The organism is Vibrio sp. La 4.2.2 (genome assembly GCF_027586995.1).
GTDB classification, from domain to species: Bacteria; Pseudomonadota; Gammaproteobacteria; order Enterobacterales; family Vibrionaceae; genus Vibrio; species Vibrio mediterranei.
This window is the reverse complement of sequence record NZ_JAPPTJ010000001.1, coordinates 85,834-107,293: the sequence shown is the minus strand read 5'-3', so window position 1 is coordinate 107,293 and position 21,460 is coordinate 85,834. Positions and strand designations below refer to the sequence as shown.

At 44.2% G+C, this 21,460-nt stretch carries 17 protein-coding genes; 11 read left to right on the top strand and 6 right to left on the bottom strand.

Going from position 1 to position 21,460, the window contains the following annotated elements; genetic code table 11:
• Positions 1-77: 77 nt before the first annotated feature.
• Both OH456_RS00445 and clcA read right to left on the bottom strand, forming a co-directional pair.
• Positions 78-1,046: a TDT family transporter gene (locus OH456_RS00445; protein WP_038222071.1), complete on the bottom strand. Its 969-nt coding sequence runs from the start codon at positions 1,044-1,046 to the stop codon at positions 78-80.
• A 102-nt stretch (positions 1,047-1,148) separates the two neighbouring features.
• Positions 1,149-2,549, bottom strand: a complete 1,401-nt coding sequence (gene clcA / locus OH456_RS00440; protein WP_006070537.1) for a H(+)/Cl(-) exchange transporter ClcA — start codon at positions 2,547-2,549, stop codon at positions 1,149-1,151.
• 470 nt (positions 2,550-3,019) lie between these two features.
• Between clcA and OH456_RS00435 the strand changes: the two genes are divergently transcribed.
• The 10 genes from OH456_RS00435 to OH456_RS00390 all read left to right on the top strand — a co-directional run bounded on the left by OH456_RS00435 (position 3,020) and on the right by OH456_RS00390 (position 14,969).
• A complete protein-coding gene (locus tag OH456_RS00435; protein ID WP_270032571.1) occupies positions 3,020-4,006 on the top strand; it encodes a CobW family GTP-binding protein in 987 nt (328 codons plus the stop codon).
• 3 nt (positions 4,007-4,009) lie between these two features.
• The gene (locus OH456_RS00430; protein ID WP_031494840.1) at positions 4,010-5,047 is read left to right on the top strand and encodes a helix-turn-helix transcriptional regulator; all 1,038 of its coding nucleotides are present in this window, start codon (positions 4,010-4,012) and stop codon (positions 5,045-5,047) included.
• A gap of 128 nt (positions 5,048-5,175) precedes the next feature.
• Positions 5,176-7,431, top strand: a complete 2,256-nt coding sequence (locus tag OH456_RS00425; protein WP_443088619.1) for a multiheme c-type cytochrome — start codon at positions 5,176-5,178, stop codon at positions 7,429-7,431.
• A 104-nt stretch (positions 7,432-7,535) separates the two neighbouring features.
• A complete protein-coding gene (locus OH456_RS00420; protein WP_270032570.1) occupies positions 7,536-8,525 on the top strand; it encodes an AAA family ATPase in 990 nt (329 codons plus the stop codon).
• Between the two features lie 17 nt (positions 8,526-8,542).
• Positions 8,543-9,502 carry a DUF58 domain-containing protein gene (locus OH456_RS00415; protein WP_240205194.1) on the top strand — a complete coding sequence of 320 codons (960 nt, stop codon included), beginning with the start codon at positions 8,543-8,545 and terminating at the stop codon, positions 9,500-9,502.
• The gene (locus tag OH456_RS00410; protein ID WP_252039631.1) at positions 9,499-10,056 is read left to right on the top strand and encodes a DUF4381 family protein; all 558 of its coding nucleotides are present in this window, start codon (positions 9,499-9,501) and stop codon (positions 10,054-10,056) included. Before OH456_RS00415 ends, OH456_RS00410 begins: the two co-directional genes overlap by 4 nt.
• Positions 10,053-11,093 (top strand): vWA domain-containing protein, encoded by a 1,041-nt coding sequence (locus tag OH456_RS00405; RefSeq protein ID WP_240205196.1) that lies wholly within the window; start codon positions 10,053-10,055, stop codon positions 11,091-11,093. The genes OH456_RS00410 and OH456_RS00405 overlap by 4 nt, the downstream gene beginning before the upstream one ends.
• Entirely contained in the window at positions 11,093-12,781 is a 1,689-nt protein-coding gene (locus tag OH456_RS00400; RefSeq protein ID WP_270032569.1) for a VWA domain-containing protein, read from the top strand. The genes OH456_RS00405 and OH456_RS00400 overlap by 1 nt, the downstream gene beginning before the upstream one ends.
• Complete coding sequence (locus OH456_RS00395; RefSeq protein ID WP_270032568.1) at positions 12,778-14,037, top strand: hypothetical protein; 1,260 nt, start codon at positions 12,778-12,780, stop codon at positions 14,035-14,037. Before OH456_RS00400 ends, OH456_RS00395 begins: the two co-directional genes overlap by 4 nt.
• 26 nt (positions 14,038-14,063) lie before the next feature.
• Positions 14,064-14,969, top strand: a complete 906-nt coding sequence (locus tag OH456_RS00390) for a LysR family transcriptional regulator (RefSeq protein WP_038222099.1) — start codon at positions 14,064-14,066, stop codon at positions 14,967-14,969.
• Positions 14,970-14,976: 7 nt separating this feature from the next.
• On the opposite strand, the gene OH456_RS00385 is transcribed toward OH456_RS00390, so the two are convergent.
• From OH456_RS00385 to OH456_RS00370, 4 genes are all read right to left on the bottom strand, one after another.
• On the bottom strand, positions 14,977-15,927 hold the full coding sequence (locus OH456_RS00385) for a LysR family transcriptional regulator (protein WP_006070526.1): 951 nt from the start codon (positions 15,925-15,927) through the stop codon (positions 14,977-14,979).
• A gap of 90 nt (positions 15,928-16,017) precedes the next feature.
• Entirely contained in the window at positions 16,018-17,139 is a 1,122-nt protein-coding gene (locus OH456_RS00380) for a bacteriohemerythrin (RefSeq protein ID WP_270032567.1), read from the bottom strand.
• Between the two features lie 248 nt (positions 17,140-17,387).
• Positions 17,388-19,097: an alkaline phosphatase family protein gene (locus OH456_RS00375; protein ID WP_270032566.1), complete on the bottom strand. Its 1,710-nt coding sequence runs from the start codon at positions 19,095-19,097 to the stop codon at positions 17,388-17,390.
• A gap of 28 nt (positions 19,098-19,125) precedes the next feature.
• Entirely contained in the window at positions 19,126-19,935 is an 810-nt protein-coding gene (locus OH456_RS00370) for a formylglycine-generating enzyme family protein (RefSeq protein ID WP_038226550.1), read from the bottom strand.
• 207 nt (positions 19,936-20,142) lie between these two features.
• On the opposite strand from OH456_RS00370, the gene OH456_RS00365 reads away from it, so the two are divergent.
• The gene (locus OH456_RS00365) at positions 20,143-21,450 is read left to right on the top strand and encodes an anaerobic sulfatase maturase (RefSeq protein ID WP_038227711.1); all 1,308 of its coding nucleotides are present in this window, start codon (positions 20,143-20,145) and stop codon (positions 21,448-21,450) included.
• Positions 21,451-21,460: the final 10 nt, after the last annotated feature.

Genomic DNA, 21,460 nt, shown 5'->3' with positions numbered 1-21,460 from the left:
TGCTTATACCCATTGGGGATCTGTGCGAGGTTTTTTATACTCTTTTTAGTTGTTATTGATATATGTATCACATTTTTTCATTGTCGTGACATTAACTCCGGCCAATACATTTTGATAAAACCAAAACTCACCCAGATAACCGCCAAAGTTGCTACAGATAACTCCAAAAAGCCGAAGTTGTGAAGCCAATGCCAATGCGGGTACTCGCCCTCGAAGAAATCCGTTAACCTGTACATCGCGATAGAACTGATGACTGAAGGAAAGGTAATCGCAGCGATAGATGGTTGAAATTTCAGTTTTAATAATCTGAAGTAACACAAATAGATAAGTAATGTCATCGTGATGGCGATACCAGCTAGCGCACCCGTCAGTATAGGATCAGGTTCAGGGAAATTGACTAAGTATGCTGATAATGTGAGGTTGATCGGCGCTGCCATGATAGCGATAGTAGGTCTGGCACGTTTGCGAAGCATACCTTCAAACACCAGTCGATATAGAACCAGTGGTAGCATAAAGAAATATATTGCGATGCATACACTAGCAATGGTTTCAGAATATACCGTATGTCCAAATTGAGTTCCTGCTAATGAACTACTAATTAGTCCAACAGGATAAAGAAACCAGCTTGGAACTATATTGGCTATTTTAAAATTCTTAATTTGATAGAAAAAGAATAATATCGCCATGAGTATATGCAACATCAACGCAGCAAACCAAAGAGGATAGGCGATGAGCGGTCTAATAACGGCTAAGTAATCACACAGGATTAATAACGCCATACTCATTGGAGCCATTAAGCTGCCTGTTAATGGGTGCTTTATATCAGCAGAAAATATATGGCGATTGAGCAGATATTTTAACAGTACGGGAATTAACAGTAGGGCCCCGATAGTGGCTAAGATTGGCTGAATAGTCTTACCAAGTTCTGGTACATACATCGCCCAAGCGTGGCCGAGGCCGATTATTCCTAAAGCCAATGAGGCTTGAGAGGTGGGGACACTGTGAAACTGTGTCAGTCGTTTTAGGGCAGCAAGACTTGTTGTCACGAGGAGAGCTCTCTTTAATATCCTTATTATTATCTGCTAGCTCTTCTGGGAGAACTAGCAGTCTAGCCGTCTAATTATACACAGTTTGGATAGAAAATGCGCTCAGTTTTCCTTTCGTGGTAGATCTTCTTGTCGTAGTTTTTCGTTTTTGATGGTTCGGTGGAGTAGTTGGCTATAAATAGGTTGTCCCCCCATTGCTTGAGCAATTACTGTTGCGCCCAACGCAGTGATGATAAGTGGTAAGATCAAGTGGTAGTTATTGGTCATTTCAATGACCAGTAAAATTCCAGTAATCGGTGCACGTACCGTTGCAGAGAAGAGTGCACCCATCCCTGCGATTGCAAAGACAGCGGGTTCTATTGGTAATTCAGGAAATAGTGCTTTCGCTGTTAATCCGAAGGCATAACCGAAGGACGTTCCCAGTGCCAGCATAGGTGCAAAAATACCGCCAGGCGCACCAGAGCCAAAGCAAATAAGGGTAGTAAGTACTCTACCGATAAACAGCAATACCAAGATGGAAGCGCTAAAACTGCCATTTGTAATATCAGGAATAATACCGATACCGCCACCAGTTAATTCTGGTACATAGAGAAGGAGTAGTCCGAAACATCCACCAATAATAGAGCCAGTAAACAGGAAACGCTTAAGGTCGTTTTTATGAATGCGTACAAACAGATCCTGAAACACAGTAACAAGTTTATTGAAAGCAACGCCAAATACACCGAAAAGTGCACCTAAAACTAGAAACAGCCACAACACATTGAGCTCTGGTGAGCCATATTGTGGAATGGAGATGACGGCGCTTTGGCCATTAATATAGCGAAAAACCAAAGTCGCGGTTACTGCTGAGATAAGTACGGCTTTAATAGAAATAAGAGAGTAGCGAAAATGTGGACGCATCTCTTCGACAACAAACATGATACCGGCAAGAGGGGCGTTAAAAGCAGCTGCGAGACCGCCTGCAGCACCGGACGCAAGTAAGGTATGGCGACTGTCATCGTTTTTTACTCGGAAGAGATCTGTCACCATCCGAGCTAAGTTGCCGCCCATTTGTACCGTTGGGCCTTCTCGACCTAGTACCATACCTGAACCGAGAGCGCCTAAGCCACCAAAGAACTTAACGGGTAACACGCGCCACCAACGAACTGGTCGCATATTATCCATCGCACCCTCAATTTCAGGAATACCTGATCCAGCGGCCTCTGGTGCAAATTTATGGACCAAAAAATAGCCAATGAAGGCGAGTAATGCACTAATTAGAAAAGCTGATAACCACAGAGGAAGGACTGAACCGATTTCGTCGCGAAGCCACTCTGTGCGGGTCTCAGTTACGAAGTGAACACCAAGCTCAAACAATGTGCCTACTAAACCTGCAAGTACACCCACAACACAAGACAGCAAAAGCACTGAGATAGGGGTCGTGTCTCTCGAGAGAAATTGATTAATCGTTCCGCGTGGCACATGGGCAAGTAACGACTGTTTGATTCTTTCTCTCTTTGTCATTGTATTTAAAGACCTTGGTTCTTCGGATTGGCGGGAATGTATAAGTAAAATTATACGACTTAGAACAATTGGCAACAGTGGTAAAGATGAAAAGTAGTATTCCAAATTTAATGTTGCCTAGTGTTGCAGCGTTTTGTGATTCACCTCAATGTTCTCTACTTGCAATAATCCAGATATGTACCATATTTAAAGCGTAGGGATTGTATTCGACGAGCATGGAGGATTTGAAAACCCTACGTACAATTTGGATGTGCAACAAACACATACTACTGCCCCGTAAATTATCTCAGCCGCGTTAACAAGGTTCAGAGATTCGCAAACTCACGATTGAGTAACGGGGGATCAAGGCGCGCGCAAAGTGCGCCTTTTGTCTTTTGGTCTTTTATACTCATCCCTAAACCTATTCAATATAGAACCTACGAGTCACTTAGGTATATACTCATACCAAAGCAACATTCAGAGAGTTCATCATGTCAAATCAAGTGCCTACCAACATCATCACTGGTTTTCTTGGTGTGGGTAAAACCACCACAATACTTAATCTACTTAAATCAAAACCCGAGAATGAGAACTGGGCTGTACTCGTTAATGAGTTTGGAGAAGTCGGTATTGATGGTGCAATGATGGCTGAGGGTGGTGCACTTATTAAAGAAGTCCCGGGAGGCTGCATGTGTTGCACTGCAGGTGTTCCGATGTCGGTAGGTATCAACGTCTTGTTAAGACAAAAGCCGGATCGTTTGATAATCGAACCAACAGGGTTGGGGCATCCCAAACAGGTCATTAAGACGTTAACATCAGAGCAGTACACTGATTATATTGATTTAAAAGCGACGATTGCGTTGGTGGACCCGCGTAATTTATCCGATGATAGGCATTTATCTAATGCTAACTTTAATGATCAACTTAGTGTCGCTGAGGTTGTGATCGGTAATAAAGTGGATCAATGCACCGCTGAAGATGTCGATGTGTTCAATGATTGGGTTACGGATCAAACGCCTGCCAAGATTTTCCACAAACTGGTAAAAAACGGCGTGCTTCCGATAGAGGTATTGGATATAGAGCGACGAATTCAAGAAACGGAATTTTCTGCCCACTCTCACGACTTTCACGACCATAGCGATCTTGAACCAGTATTCGAGTTATCTCCTGAAAAACCATTTATTCGTCGCGAGAATCAGGGACAAGGCTACTTTAGTTGTGGTTGGATTGTTGGTGCGGAACATACATTCGATTTTGACCAGTTATTCTCAATGTTCAGTGATTTGAATGCAGAGCGCATTAAGGCGGTAGTAAACACAGATAAAGGTTGTTACGCCTTTAACGTTGCTAATCGTGTTGTTTCTGTCAATCAAATGTCGTTAGAAGGCTATGAATCAAGAATCGAAGTCATCGATAGTGAACTTCTACCATGGGAGCAATTGGAGACAGTACTCCTTCGCTTGTGTGGCTTACGTTAGGGTATGGACTCAAATGAACTTCTAAAGACGGCTTCGACCCGACAAATCATTGATGTGCAGTGGCTTCGGTCTCTTGACGAGGCTGCTAAGCGCTATGGTCTCGATATTGCTGCGTATCGCGGCGGCATCAAGGATTGGCACGAGCAAATGGAGAGGCCAAAGGTCTCCCTTGATGCGTTGGAGGAAGCGATTGCACTAGTGGAAGCACATCCTGCCGCGTTTGATATTGTGATAGATGCTGGTACCAGTATTACGGCAAATCATCTCGGTGTGCTTGGGGCGTTTCTATATAGCGCTCCCAGCGTTGATGTCATGTTGAAGTTCTTCGAAGCATTTTCGTTAGTGTTTTGTCCTGCTGTAAAGTTGGTGTTTATTCATCGCCTTAATGAGAAGTCTGAACTTTGGATGCTCAGACACGACAACGATAAAGGTATGCCGACCTTTTCCAACCTTGGTTTTAGCTATTACTGTATCGCCCTAATTACTTTTATTCGTTCGACACAAAAAGAAGCGTGCACCGTAGAGTTTTTCTTTGAACGAGATCCTCTAGATGACGACGTCATAGAGTCATTAGAACAACGATTTAATTGCCGAATTTTCTATGGGCATAAGATTCGACGTATTACCTTACCAAGCTGGTTTGTTAATAAACCATGCACCTACGCCAACTCTGAGCTTAACGCGACATTAGTGGCACCGATGCATTACAGTGCCGAAAGCACTATGGATTCGAGTTTAGCTGAGCAGGTGTTTTCCGTTTTTAAGCAGTATGAGGTCACAGATATAACGATTGACTCTGTGTCTCGGCATTTTCATATGAGTAGTAGAACACTAACAAGAAAACTCAGTGCGCAGTCTTTGTCGTTTCGAACTTTGCTAGACCGTTACAAATTAGAACGAGCGATTTCGTTGTCCGCCAACCCGAGTACAAACCTCACTCAAATTGCCTTAGAAGTCGGTTTTAAAGATCTCAGCTCCTTCTCGAGAGCTTTCAAGCGTTGGACAGGCGAGTCGCCAAAATCGCTATTGAATAGTCGATAAACTATCTTTTTGCTGTCTTAATAAACTGATCGGGTTTTATCTTTTTAGAACACCTTGCACCTATAACTCAGTAGTCTATTGTTATTATTGAAATAACAATAACTTGCACGTGTTAGAAGGGAAGCTAAATGGGTGTGATGGTAAGAGTTTTATTAGCACTAGTTAGTGTCGGTTTCACATCGTCGGCAGTTAGCTCTGAACTTGAAGGGGCTTCCTTTGTTGGCAGTGATGCTTGTATTGAATGTCATGCTAAGGAAGTCGAGTCATGGACGGGCTCTGACCATGAGCGAGCCATGGATCACGCGACATCGGAGAGTGTTCTAGCCGATTTCAATAATGTTCAGTTTACGTATCAAGGGAAAACGAATCGCTTCTATAAGAAAGACGATGAATTCTGGGTCAATATTCAAGGACCTGACGGTGAGTTCCACGACTATCAAATTCTTTATACTTTCGGTCATTACCCACTTCAACAATATATGGTCCAGTTTGATGATGGTCGCGTACAACTGATACCTTTTACATGGGATTCGAGAGCCAAGGAGTCTGGCGGGCAAAGGTGGTACCACCTCTATCCTGATACGACGCCAAACGATGAGTTTTATTGGACCAACTCTGGTCAAAATTGGAACTTCATGTGTGCAGATTGCCACTCTACAAACTTACACAAAGGCTACGACAAAGCCACCAATCAATATGAAACCACTTGGTCTGAGATTAATGTCGGTTGTGAAGCCTGTCATGGTCCTGCTAGTGTCCATATAGAGCTTGCAAAGCAAGGCAGTGACGGGAGCTTTAGGACTGTTGACCACTACGGTTTCAATCGTGATTTATCTCAAGCGGTGACAAGCTGGGTATTCAAACAAGGGAAATCGACGTTACAACCTAGTGATATTAAATCGACCCAACAGGTAAAAGTATGTGCTCAGTGTCATAGTCGACGTGTTCAGCTCACAGAAGACTACGATCATGTACAAGGCGAGATTTTGGACCGTTACTTGGTTTCAAACCTTACTCAAGAACTTTATCACGCCGATGGTCAAATCTACGATGAAGTGTATGTGCTTGGTTCATTCGAACAATCGAAAATGGCTCAGATGGGCGTCACGTGTACCAATTGTCATGACCCACATACAGCTAAGCTTAAAATTCCGAAAGAAAGTGTTTGCTTACAATGTCACATCGCGTCTGAATATAGCTCGGAAAATCATACATTCCATCAAAAAGGTAGTGAAGCAGACAAGTGTACGACTTGTCACATGCCAGAAACTACTTATATGGAAGTCGATCCAAGAAGAGACCACAGTTGGCACGTTCCTCGTCCAGACCTCACACAACATATCAAAACGCCCAATGTCTGTACGACATGCCATGAAAGTGAGTCACCTGAGTGGGCTAGTAAAGCGCTTGCGGTATGGTTCCCTGAATCTAAATACCAAAACAGCCAGCATTATGGAATTGCCTTCTATGCAAGTGCCATAGGGCACCGCGCTGCAGCGGATGCCTTATCGTACATTGCGCAAGATAACTCTGAAGCTTCAATCGTAAGAGCATCAGCGTTGCAACGTTTAGCCAATTATCCTGGCCAAAATAGTTTGATAGCGCTTGGGCGTGCTGTAAAAAACAGCGATGCTATGGTACGGGTCGGGGCGATCCAAGGCAGTGAGCCTTATCCTTCACACCAACGCTGGCAAATTATCTCGCCGTTATTGACTGATTCAGTGCTAGCTGTTCGAACTGAAGCCGCTGGTGCGTTAGCGCGTTATTGGCAAGAGCTAAATCCTCTTCAAAAAGATCAACTAAAGCCTGCGTTAAAAGAATATATAGCAGTACAAGAATTTAACTCTGACAGAGGTTTTGGTCGCACCAATCTAGGTAACGTTTACGCCGCTCAAGGTAAGACAAAGCTGGCCATTGCAGAGTACGAAGGTGCCATTCTTGTTGAACCATACTTTGCCAATAGTTATATCAATCTGGCGGACCTTTATCGTGCTCAGGGTCAAGAGGCATTAACCGAGCAAACTCTACAGTTGGGCATCAAAAATCAGCCAAACTCAGCGGCAATTCGTTACAGCGCCGCGCTTTCCAAACTAAGACAGGGTGAAAAACTGGCAGCATCTGACTTATTAAAACAAGCGGTAGACCTAGAAAAAGACAATGCTCAGTACTGGTACGTTTATGGTTTATCGATGGAGTCTATTAATCTTGGGCAGGCAATCTCCGCTCTGAACCAAGCGTTCAAGCTCAGTCGAAATCCAGAACAGTTATACGCACAATGTGACATGCTGTTGAAATACCAAAAGCCTGAATCGAAGGCTTGTTTGCAGCAATTGTCGCAATTCGCACCTAAGGAAGTAATAGAGCAACTACAATCACGTTATTAAAGTGCGATGAGCATTATCAATATAACTAAAAGTTATGACCGCTAACGATAGTATGAAGGGTATGTGTTATCGCCTAAATTAAGTGTAGCTGGAAGGGTAAACGAATGAATCAAGCACAAACAGAGCTTAACCGCCTAATATCTGAAGTTGGTGAGTCAGTGATCGGACAACAGCATGTGGTCACTGCACTGGTGGTTGGGCTTATTACCAATGGTCATATTCTTCTAGAAGGCTTGCCAGGTACGGCCAAAACGCGCTCTATCAAAGCGTTAGCGGATCGTCTACATACAAGTTTTGGTCGTATTCAGTTTACCCCTGATTTGTTGCCTTCCGACGTGACAGGCACCGAAATCTATCAAGATGTAGATGGGAAACCTCAGCTACATTTCCAATCCGGACCTATCTTCAACAGCATTGTGTTGGCGGATGAGATCAATCGAGCTCCTGCTAAGGTTCAAGCCGCCTTGTTGGAAGCAATGGCAGAAGGCACGGTCACCGTAGGTGGTGAAAGCCACTCTCTCCCAGAACTCTTTATGGTGTTAGCGACACAAAACCCTATCGAGCAAGAAGGGACTTATCCATTGCCAGAAGCGCAAATGGATCGCTTTATCATGAAAGTGACGGTGGATTATCCAGAAGACGAAGCCGAGAAAGACATCATTCGCCTAGTTCGTGATGAAGAACTGGGAGCGCGTTCGAGTACAACAAAGAGCAATAGCTCTGAATCTTCCATCTCACCGGAGTCGGTGTTTGTTGCTCGTGAAGAAATGGCACAGATAGAAGTATCTGACATCGTTGAAAACTACATTGTCGGATTAGTGATGGCTACGAGGCAGCCACACCGTTACGCAGATTCCTCGTTACAAGATTGGATTTTAGTGGGCGCTTCGCCTCGTGCGTCTATCGCTCTGGATAAATGCAGTCGAGCCTATGCGTGGTTACAAGGCCGCTCTCATGTAGAGCCAGATGATGTGCGTGCCGTGGCTCATATGGTTCTGGGTCATCGGGTATCGCTGTCATACAACGCGCTCGCAGAGCAAATCACTCAGAAGGATGTCGTCGACCGTCTATTGGATGTTGTGGCTATTGGCTAACCGCAGAGGTAGATAATATGGCTCACAATACCGAGGCGTCACTCGATACTCGCATTTATACTCCATACGCCCGATTGGTGAAACTGCAATCGCAAGTTCAAGCTTTCTCACTATTGCCACACTTGATGGCGCAGTCGGCAATGTCTGGCAGACACAGTTCTCCGTTTCGCGGTCGTGGTCTTAACTTCGAAGAATTGCGACATTATCAGCTTGGTGATGACATTCGTAATCTCGATTGGAAGGTCACGATGCGTACTGGTAAACCACATGTCAGAACCTATACCGAAGAGAAAGATCGTAACTTTATTCTGTGTATTGACCAGCGAAGCGGGATGTATTTTTCGTCAGTCGATACGATGAAATCGGTTGTTGCAGCTGAAGTTGGCGCACTGGCTGCTTGGCGAATCATAAAAGACAACGACCGTGTGGGTTTTATCATTAATCATAGTGACCACATCGAGTATATAAAACCACAGCGCTCGCAAAATCATCTGCTACATGGACTTAAGCGCTTGTGTCACGCAAATCAATCCCTTGGTTTACACAGTGAAGACAGTGACAACGTAGGCTTTACGGCGACCATATCTATGCTTGGTAATCTGGGGTTAAAAAACGCCACCGTAGTTTTCATATCGGATTGGTCAGATGCGACAGAGCATGATATTGACCGACTGAAATACCTACAACAGCACAATGACATCCTCAGCGTAATCATCTCGGACCCACTAGAACGTCGACTACCTGATGAGATTCTTGATGCGTCAACGTTAGTATTTGGCGATGGTAAGTATCAGTTAAGTGTGACAGAGAAACATAAACTCAATACCGCTAATGCTGGTTTGGCAGCGCAATCTCAAAGCAAACTGGAAAGCTTACGCCAGCTTATGTCGATAAAAGAATTACCTGTGATTGAACTGACGACCGATGGTGACCACATTGCCAGGTTTAAACGAGCTGTAGGAGGGTTTAGCTCATGACTCAACCTGCACCTAGCTCTTACATTTTGCGTAACATGCTCGAAGTTCCTAATCCTGATTCGGTTAGTTGGTTGCCACAAACCATTGGATGGCAACTTATCGGATTACTCATCGTTCTACTCATTGGCGTTAAACTTTTTCGCGGCTATTGTCGCCATTCTATGCTTCGTTACCGAAGAGAAGCACTCGCTATTCTGCAAAGCAACAAGACATCACCACAACGCGACCAGATGTGTTACGACGTACTAAAAAGTGTCACGCAGTACCTTAAAATCTCTCAATCTCAACAATATGGAACAGCATGGATAGAGCAATTGAACCGCTATGTCAGCCCTGATGCTCAATTTAATGTTGAGTTGGGTGGAAAATGGTTACGCACTTTACTGAGTTCAAAAGTGACACTAGACGCTTCGGAATCAGAACATATTTATCAACAAGTACATAGGTGGATTGAACATCACCCCGTACCTAATTGGCTTAAACAGTATTGGCAGGCAAAACAAGTGATTGCTCGCAGTCTCAGTAGAATTGGTATTCAAGGAGGTCAGCGATGAGTTGGTCTACCTTAACATTGACGTATCCGCTGTGGCTTTTGCTTCTGCCGCTGCCAGTGGTTGTCTATCGATTTGTACCTGCATACAAGACCAAACAAAGTGCCATCAAAGTCCCTTTCTTTAATAAGTTGCTGGATATTTTGGGTGAGCAGCCAGAACTTGGTGCCAGCCAATTGCAACCGTCTTGGTGGCAACGTGGAATACTGATCGTTTCATGGTGCTTATTGGTTATTGCAATGACCAAACCTACGGTATTGGGCGAGCCACAAACGAGAGAGAAGCTTGGTCGAGATGTGATGGTCGCAGTTGATTTATCGGGCTCTATGTCTGAGATGGACTTCTCTTCGTCAGATGGTCAAGCGGTCTCAAGGCTTGATGCTGTCAAAAGTGTCCTGCATGAATTCGTTGCAACGCGAGAAGGTGACCGACTTGGTCTGATACTGTTTGGTGATGCGGCTTATCTTCAAACGCCTTTCACCGCGGATCACGATGTCTGGCTTGCGTTACTTGATCAGACTGAAGTGGCGATGGCAGGGCAGAGCACGCATCTAGGTGATGCGATAGGTCTCGCGATTAAGGTATTTGAACAATCTGAATCGTCAAAAGACAAAGAGAAAGTAGTCGTGGTACTGACCGATGGTAATGACACTGGCAGTTTTGTAGAACCTAAAGATGCCGCTATTGTCGCGGCGGCAAAAGGTGTGCGTATTCACGTGATTGCGATGGGCGATCCCGCCACCATCGGTGAGCAGGCGCTGGATATGGCAACGATCGATAATATTGCTAGCCAATCAGGTGGTCAGGCATTTCAGGCCCTAGACCAAGAAGCACTTCAACAAGCGTACCAAACGATTGGTGAGTTAGAGCCGAAGTTGTACGAAAGTACTCAATACCGACCTAAACAAACCGTGCACCAGTATTTATTGATGGTAGTAGTCATCCTGTATTTGATCGCCTTTTCAACCGCAACGCTACGGCGTCGGTATGGTCAACCTCGCGAACTTAACGAGACCAATCAAACAGGGAGAAACATCTAATGAATTCCCTAGTCGTCGAGCAAATTATTTCTCAGTTCCATTTTATGCGTCCCTATTGGTTGCTTGCTTTTGTGCCATTAGCTTTGCTGTTGTTACTTCGTTGGCGCAGAGAATCATCTGCTGCTTGGAAAACCATAATTCCTGAGCATCTGCAAAAGGCGTTGGTTATTGGCGAGCAAGGGTGGAAAAGCCAGCTGCCACTTAAACTCCTTAGTGCGATTCTTAGCTTAGCGATTATTGTTTGCGCAGGGCCGACTTGGCAGCGTGAGGCCTCACCATTTGGTGAGGATCAAGGCGAATTGGTGATAGTACTCGATACCAGCCAATCGATGATGCAAAGTGATTTACCTCCTTCTCGACTCGAGCGTGCCAAGTACAAAATTCGTGACTTACTGCAAGCTCGTCAAGGTGGAAAAACATCGCTTATTGTATTTGCTGGCAGCGCTCATACCGCGATGCCAATGACAGAAGATAATCAGGTGTTCTTGCCGTTCTTAAACGCTATTTTACCAGAAGTGATTCCTGTTCAGGGTAAGAGTGCCCAAGCCGCTATCCCTCAGATACAGTCACAGCTTAAAGGCAGTTCATCGGGTTCAGTGCTCATTATTTCAGATGGCGTAGCATCAGCGGCGATTGAACAGTATAAGAAGGAGTTTGAAGACTCAAACGTGCTCGTCATGGTGATGGCGGTAGGCAGTGAACGCAACCAATCAAGCGCAGCAACAGATTGGGACAGCCTGAAGCAGCTTGCCAATGACACTGGTGGAAGGTACTACGCGTTGAGTATCGACAACACTGATGTTGAACAAATTGCTACTGATGTTGAAAGGCACATGCAAATCTCTGGAGAGTCAGCTATGCCTTGGCGTGATATGGGCTACTATCTGGTCTTTCCGATTATGCTGCTAGCTTTGCTTTGGTTCAGAAAGGGTTGGTTGGTGCAATGGATGTTCGTCGCAACCTTATTAAGTCCAAATATTTTGGTCTCAGAAGCACACGCGGAAGCGGTGTCGTCGGTGGCAAAAACTGAGACAACTGCACAATCTGTGTCACAAGTGGATCAACTCTGGATCTCAGCGAAACAAGCGTGGATGAATCTTTGGCTGACACCCGAACAACAAGGTCAGTGGTATTTTGAGCGTGGAGAGTTTCTAAAAGCGGCAAAGCATTATCAAGAGCCCATGAATAAAGGCATTGCCTATTACTACGGGCGCGATTTTAAGTCAGCACAAGCGCAGTTTTTGCAAGTTCAGAATAACGAACTAGGTACCCTATATTTAGGCAATGCATTAGCACGACAACGAGAATACTTGGCAGCAAGAAACCTCTATCGCGCGCTTACTAAGGACACACAATCCGCGGATATTGCAGAAAAAGCGACTCATAACTACCAGGTGATGCAATCGCTTGTTGACGAAATAAACCGATTCAGTGAAAGCCAAAAAGGGACCACAGATGGCCCAGAAGAATCTATAGAGCTTGGTGATAATCCTCAAACGGCAGATGGCGCTGATGAAACGACGACATCGGAAATGATGCTAAAAGAGACGCTCAATGCACGGGAAATTCTAGGAAGTGAAGAACTGGCTGATAAATGGCTAAGCCGAGTGGAAGCCGATCCTAAAAACTTCTTACGCAATAAATTCCAGATTCAACTGCGTGACACTCAGAGAGGTCAAACTCAATGATTTTTCGACTTTGCTATGTAAAACGATTGAGCTTACTGCTTGTTAGCACTTTCTTACTGATGTTCTCTGTACAATCTAATGCGGCTATGTCCATCAACGAACTTGAACGTGTAGGAGGCGTAGAAATCAAATCTTGGCTCAGTAAAGGAGCAACCGCGTCTGAACCTGCTGCCATTAGAGAACAGGTGATATTGTACATTGAGGTGTCGACACCTCGTTGGTTTACAGGTGGTACTCGCATTTCGGCTTTTGGTATGCCCGATCTTATTGTCAAACAGCGAAACCAGCTTGCGACCAATTATACTGAGAGAAAAAATGGCCAAACATGGTCACGTCAGCGTTGGGAGATTACGCTTTACCCTCAGCAAAGTGGTGAATATCGTTTACCTAAAGTTCCAGTTAGAGTTCAAGTGTCAGCATCTGATGGGACTAACGTGCAAGGCACACTCTATACCAAACCGATGTCGCTTTTTACTCAACTTCCAGATGCTTCCTTCACTCCAAACAAGCCTTGGTTTGTTGCCAGTAACGTCAAGGTTTCGGAAGATTGGCAGCAGTCATCTGAGAAGTTGGAAGCAGGAGATAGCCTGACAAGAAAAGTAACCATTACGGCTGATGACACGTTATCCATACTATTGCCTCCACTAGACAGTGAACAATCCATCGTTGGCACGAAATCTTATCCCAAACCAAGTGCGTTGACAGATAGTCAGACTCGTGGAAACTATCAATCGACCCGAACCGATGAGACTGTTTATATACTGACAACAGGTGGTGAGGTCACGTTTCCAAAGCAGACGATTCGTTGGTGGGATAGCGAGTCACAATCTGTCAAAGAAGTAACACTAGAAACTAAAAAAATAACCGTTGCTCACACTTGGCGATCTTTATTGAATACCTATTGGTCGCAGATAGCTATACTGATAAGTGCCTCTATTGTATTGATAGGATTGACGATCTTTGTAAATCGCTATTATAAGTTTCATCCTAAACCGCCTTGGTGGCTGTTCCAACAAGCCGTAAGAAAACAAGATTGGCCTAAGGTAAGAACGTTACTTTATTTAAAAGGTCGAAAGCGTACTGCCACCCTAGAATTAAAGCGAATGCACGACAGTGATAAGTGGCGAGCGGAAAGTGAGTACATTCAGAGGCATACGCCAAACAAAGAAAACAGCTTTTGGCTGTGGCGTCAGTTGAAAAGTAGCAAACAACAACAGCGCGCAAGTGACTTAAAAGGCCTTGATAAATGGGGTTGAGTGCTGCGAGTGAAGTTAAGGTAATAATGAAAAATACTGAGCTAAACCTAATTCCCGTATTCGTTGCAATCTATGAAGAGCAAAGTCTTTCTAGCGCGGCTTCAAGGTTGGGAATTAGTCAGCCTGCCGTTAGCAAGGCTTTAAAGCGATTAAGAGAAATCTATGATGACTCGCTGTTTCATCGAAACGCAAGTGGTGTAGAGCCGACTACGTTTGCCAATGATATCTATCCAGCGCTAGCCACTTCTTTGAAGAACTTTACTTCGACATTAGAAGCTTCTAGAGACTTTAACCCAAAGACTTCGACCAAGACATTCTCGATAGCTTCAGTGTCTGCAGCCAATTATGCGATATTGCCAGAGTTATTGGTTCGTATCTCCAAAATTGCACCCAAAGTATCTCTAGAAGTTCATCCTTTGTTTACTGAGGACCATGAGTCTGATTTGCGTTTACAGCGATACGATTTGGTCATTGATAGAACTCGAAGTGAAACTCCAACATTAAAAGTTAGAGAGATTTTCAGAGAAAAGCTGTACGTGGTAGTCGCCAACAATCACCCACGTATAACCGGAGACACGATTACTACCGAGCAATATTTAGCGGAGCAGCATGTGGTGATGTCTCAATGGCAGACACGTAAAAGCTTCTTTAATGAGAAGGACTTCCCTGAATTCGGTAAACGTAAAATTATGTACCGAGCGGCGGGTGAGGTAGATATGTTGCCAGCGATTAGCCAAACTGACGCAATAGGTATTATTACCCACTCAACATTCAACAAGTTTGCTGTTGGTCTAGATGTTAAGGCATTGATGATGCCATTTGGCGCATCAGATTATGGACTAAGCATGGTTTGGCACCCGAGTCGCAACTCGGATGCGGCGCATCAATGGTTAAGGCAACAGATTATTAAGATTGCCTCTCAAGTTAATTAATCTAAGGTCATTGCTTGTACATATGCTGATAGTCAGGAATATGGGCTTCCCAGCGAGCTGGCTCTCCAATGTAGCTCTTCAACTGATTAATGAACTCGGAAACCAGTAAGGTTTGTTTGCGATGTGGATAAATAGCGTAAATCCCTGTGTCCTGAGTAGATAGGGTATAGTCGGTGAGTAATGGTACTAACCCTAATTCATCAATGGGTTTTTCCAAATTAAATAGGTCAATAACGCAATAACCAATTCCATTCTGCGTTGCAGACATCATGGTTCGAACGTCATTGACCTTATAGTTACCCTGCATTTTATAGCTAGTCATTTCTTGGCAACTCGGTGTTCTACTCATTTTAAAACTATCAAGACATACATCGCCGTTATTATAGATGACAGCGGGCAGGGTAATGAGCTCTTCCGGTGTTTGTGGTGTTCCATGTTGCTTAAGGAACTCTTTAGAGGCAACGATGGCAAAGTTAGTCTTAGCCAGCTTTTTAGCAATTAAGTTCGAATCCGTTAACTTACCCATCCGAATAGCTAGATCAAAGTGATCGGCAATGATATCGGTTTTTCTGTCGTCTAAATGCAAAGTTACTTGAACGTTTGGGTACTTTCTCATAAAGCAACTAATAACGGGCTGAACATATTGCTGTCCTAAGAACACCGCGGAGACAATCCGTATGACTCCTTTTGGCTCAGATTGGTAAGAATCCGCTATTCCCTTTATGTTATCCAATGATTCTAACAACACATGAGTTTCAGCAAGAATGTCTTCCCCTGCAGAGGTAAGAAAAAACGAACGAGTAGAGCGATTGAGCAACTGCACGCCCAATGTCTCCTCGAGCTTTTTTATCTGCTTAGAAAGCGAGGAGTTATCCATATTATTGAGTGTCGCAGCTTTGGCGAATGAACCTTGCTGGACGACATCCACGAAGAGCCGAAGCTGATGAGTAATAGACATTTTGACCAATTATTTTCGGGGGAACGTCTTCATACTAGTGGACTCGCTTCCTGATTGGAAGGTGTGCCATAAGGTTTGAAGTCAGGGTCGTCACTCCAAAGCTGAAAGCACGCAGTTTCGGCCTTGTTCTTTTGCTTTGTATAGCAGTTGGTCTGCTCGCTCCATAAAGTACATAAAATCTTCGTGTTCTTCGGGTATGTGGGTGAATACTCCGATGGATGTTGTTATAGCGTTAATGCTTGACGTATCAATTAGACATTGTTGTTCGATCGTACTTCTCACTTGTTCCGCTATTTCAATTACCTGTTGATGTTCAGCACAGCATACAACTACCAGGAACTCATCGCCGCCCATCCTAAAGATAAAGTCGTTTTTGCGGCGGAATTTTGATGCTAATACGTGACTAAAGTGAATGATGGCCTCGTCTCCTCGAGCATGCCCAAGCGTGTCGTTTAGATGCTTGAAATTATCGAGATCGAGAGAAATGAAGCTTAGGTAGCTGTTCTCCACTTTTGCTCTTAACAAGGCCTCTTGTGTCATCATCATAAAATATCGGCGATTGAACAAACCGGACAACTCGTCGGTGACTGCCAGTTGCTGGAGTTTATCATTGAGCGCTTTTAGTTCTTTCTCGGCAACGATGCGACGATTCTTCTCTCTAATAAGCTCAATCGCATGAGAGGAGAGTTCAAAGTACATATTTAAAATAGTGTCGGTGAGTGCTCCATGTTCTCCAACGAGGGCGACTTCGGCTTCGATTTTTGCTTGGTTTAAGTCAAGAGCACCTTTTGAAAGAGCGTTTATCACTAAGCCCATTTTCTTGTCTTCGTTGAGAATGTGTAGTAGCAGCCAGCGAATAAGAAAATGTAGAATTTGCTCGGTCGCTTCATGCCAACCAACACTCTTCGTACGATGTTGAAGTCGAATAATCTCTGGTACGAAGGATTCATGGTTACCTTTATGAAGTACACACCAAGAATCTTGTTCAAAGTATTGCTGCCACACGCGCTCTTCTTCCGAAAAATGGTAGAGAGCATAGTCAGCTAACTCATCAAAAATGGTAGAAACTTGAAGCTGGTTATCGTATACCAAGGCATTAGCGAGTTTGTTAATCAACGAAAATAGGTTTTTGTGTTGCTCGTCAATGCTGGCTATTCCAGTTTCGAAATTGGTGTTCCAAGGAAAAAGCTCGATTTGGTTGCTAGGCATCATGGACTATCTGTGATGACAAGTGATGCACGATGGTATCGAAAATGCTTAAGCCAAAAAAGCCGAAGAGCGCATTTAAGGACTATTTGGGCTTTAAACTAGGGTGTTAAAAGTGGTTTGCTGAATAGGGTGACGGTGATTTGTACACTAAACACGGAGAAAACTTCATGTTTTCCTACATGATTTTTGGTGTGCTCAAGGAGAAAGTTGTGACCAAGAGAGCTCAATGCTCTCTTGGTGGTTAGGATAAGTTAATCTTGAAATACTTCTTCTAACATCACGCCTGTGGCGCCGCTTGGTGCACTAACGTCTAAATATCCAGATAGTGTTGGGGCGATGTCATAAGGCGTGACAGGGCGCGTAACAGTTTGGGGCTTAAGATTATGCCCTGCAAAGATGACGGGAACGTGCGTATCGTAGCGCCATGGTGAACCATGGGTTGATGCAATGGTTAGTCCATCCATATCATTAATATAAGTACGAGGACCAAATACCATATAGACGTCGCCGGAACGAAGAGGGTGATAGTTGTTGCGAATCAGTTCATTAACTCGTGAGTCCGCAACTCGATTGCTTGCGATATCCTCACTGGTTACTGCAGTCGCCACCCCTTTTACTTTCATTACCTCTTCAGCAATAACTTTTTGCACATCCCTGAGTGATACTTTTTTTGCAGCAATGAGGTCGTGATCGAGATAAATATAAGGCTGTGCGTAAAGCTTAATCACGTCTTTTTCCAGACCAAATTCGTTTTTAAGTCGTGTCATAAGAGCGTCAGTCAACAACGCATCCTTATTGAAATAAAAAGGTTGTCTAAAACCAAGCGTGTTTACAGTTGGAGATGCCTCGGGGACTCCGTGGTCCGCAGAGAGCACGATGAGGGTATTCTCTAGACCAATCGAGTCGTCAACATATTTGAATAAATCGGCGAGTGTTTTGTCCAATCGGATGAGGTTGTCTTCGGTTTCTAAGCTCGATGCGCCATAAAGGTGAACGACGTAATCATTGGAAGAAAAGCTGATAGCCAGATAATCCGTTGCATCTCCGCTTCCTAACTTTTCTTGTGCCAGCAGTGTCTTGGCGAAGTCAGCTGTGATTTCATCGCCAGCTGGACTTACTGTCAACATCGTCGAGTAGTACTTATAAGATGCAGGCCCGTAAGGGTGAGGGAAGGTACGGGCAAATCCGCCTAAATCCACTTTATGATCTTTGCTGTTTTCTTGCAGAGAGTACTGGTCTTTAGGTAGTGACAACTCCCATCGCTTTCCTGAGTATTTGGCAGGAATGGCTTTTTCATTCCATCGATCAACCCAAAATGGGTTGGTGTCGTAATAATAATCACTGGTGACAAACTGAGACTGTGCTTTTGAGAACCAAAAGGCTTTACCACCATGTCCAGCCAGGGAAATTGCACCTCTATCTTTCACTGAAACAGAGAAAACGTGTGATTGTCCATTATTGCTGATAACGAGCTCGTCACTAAATGTGGTCGAAAGAATAGGTTCAGGTGAACGACCATCGCCTGCAGCTGCTTTCTGTGTTGGGTCTATTTCAGTGGATTTATCAACGCCTGCACCAGATGTTAACATTGAATAGTTGGGATCTTCGACGTTGTAGACAAGCCTATCTAATCCTCGGTCAAACCAAACGTTACCGACCATGCCATGTACGGCTGGTGGTGCACCGGTTGCTAGGGAAACATGGCCTACGATGGTTTCGGTATTAGCATGTTCATAATTGGCGTTTTTATAATAAACGCCTTGGTCCATAAGGTATTTAAAACCATTGTCTGAGAAATTGTGTTTGTAACGCTCAATCAGATCTGCACGTAACCCATCAACGGTTATCTGCAGCACGAGATTGGGTTTAGACTCTGTTGCTAACGCCGCGCTAGCGTTGAAACACAAAGTCACCAAAAGTGATGCTGTCACTATTGGTTTTATGAGTTTATTCTTATGCATAGTCTGTCCTTGCCGTGACGATGAAAGCTTATTTGTCTTTCGCGAGTCTAAGGCCCATATCCGACATGATGATTGATTGACTCGCAAAGTCGCGTCGGAAGTTTTCAGATTCGTTCGCGTCGTAAGAGAAACTGCCACCTCTTACGGATTTATGTGAAAGCCCTGAGTCTGAATGTTTGGCGTTATTTGGGTTGTTAACAGGAGAAAAATGGTAGAAGCCGTCATCGAAAGCATCTTGAACAAACTCACCTACGTTTCCAGTCATATCATACAAACCTAGCTCATTAGGTTGTTTCATTCCAACTGGGTGAGCGCGATTATTAGCGTTTTCTGAGTACCAGGCGACGTCATCAATGTTGTTGGAACCGGCGTAGATATATCCTTTAGAGTGGATACCGCCTTTCGCTGCAAACTCCCACTCGGCTTCTGTCGGTAAACGATAGTTTTCGCCGGTCATTTCATTGAGTTTCTCAACGAAGTAGTTGGCTTGTTGCCAACTTAAATTGTTAACTGGCACATTAGGTGCTGCGAAGTAACTCATCGATGAACCCATGACGGACTCGAACAGCTCTTGGGTGACTTCAAATTTGGATAGGTAAAAACTATCGACTCGAACAGAGTGGGCTGGACGCTCTGATTTCGCAGCAGTTTTGGAATCTGAGCCCATAGTAAACTCACCACCTTCAACGAGAACCATATCTTGGTTGATACTCATAGCGATAGGATGGTTGGACGGACTCGCGCAGCCAGAAAGTAGTATAGGTAGCGCAATGATGGCTAAAACAACAAGTAGTTTTGTTGTATTCCATGCCCTTTTTTCCTCTGAGTAATCAGTCATAGTTTGGCTCTGTAGTGTTAAGAAACATCTCCTCAATTTTAACGACTGCCCACTTTCTTTTTGGTTATAAGCACTATAACGCCCGCGTATTTCGCCCTGATATAAAATGCGATGAGTCTCAACATAAAAGGTGCATGAGTTATGGTATTAAGTGTGAATTCAGCTCAGTCGATAGGCGATTCCCGAAAGACAGAGTCCTCACAGTCAATCCACTTATCGCAAGGTCCCCAGTTCCAAGGGAAAGCTTCCAAAAGAATGCATGTGATGGCGAAGCCCATTGGCGCTGTGTGCAACATTGATTGCAATTATTGCTATTACCTGAGTAAACAAGACCTGTTGGAATACAAAAAAGGCTGTTCTCCAGAGATGGACGAAGAGCTTTTAGAGCAGTACATCAAAAACTACATTGAAGGACAGAATACGCCGGAAATTATCTTCTCGTGGCAGGGTGGGGAGCCAACTATGCTTGGCCTCAGTTATTTCGAAAAAGTGGTTGAACTACAAAAGAAATATCAGCCTGTAGGTATTAAGATTTCAAATGACCTGCAAACGAACGGTACACTGCTTGATGATAAATGGTGTGAGTTTCTTGCTAAGAACCAATTCCTTGTTGGACTGAGTATTGATGGCCCACAGATGCTACACGATGCTTACCGAACCAACCGAGCAGGGCGTGGTACACATAAGCAAGTCATGAAGGCAGTTGAACTGCTGCACAAACACAAGGTGAGCTTTGCCACTTTGACCTGCGTTAATAACCTCACGAGCAAGAATCCTTTAGAAGTGTATCGTTTTTTGCGTGATGAAGTGCGTTCACCACAAATGCAGTTTATTCCAATTGTTGAGCAGAAGTCGTTCCGAACCACCGCACCGCAAACATGGAAATCAAATGAGCAGCTCAAGCAAGGAGACAAAAGACTAATTCCCGGTAACGCCAACTCGATTATGGAATCATGGTGCGTTTCTGATGAGGCTTGGGGTAATTTCCTTATTGCCATCTTCGATGAGTGGATTCAACGAGATATCGGCCGTGTGTTTGTTCAGTACTTTGAAGCGAGTGTAGAAACATGGATGGGACGAAAAAACCCGTTATGTACGCTTGGTCAATTGTGTGGCAAAGGCTTAGCAATGGAGCCTAATGGCGATGTTTATAGTTGTGACCATTATGTATACCCCGAGTACAAAATTGGCAATATTAACGAAACTAAATTGGAAACAATGGCTTATAGCCAAGCACAACAAAATTTCGGATTCGCTAAATCTAAGACGTTAACGGCGCAGTGTCAGCAGTGTGACTATCAGTTTGCATGCTATGGCGAATGTCCCAAAAACCGATTTATTAAGACCCGTACAGGTGAGCCTGGGCTCAACTACCTTTGTGCAGGGTGGAAAAAGTTTTTCTCGCACGCAGATAAAGCGATTGCCTATATCTTACGTGCCACCGGCAATCCGGTAGCTCATGGAAAGTACAGCGACCAAGCGATTCGCAATGTTGGATTTGCAACCAAGTTCTAGGAGCCTACCA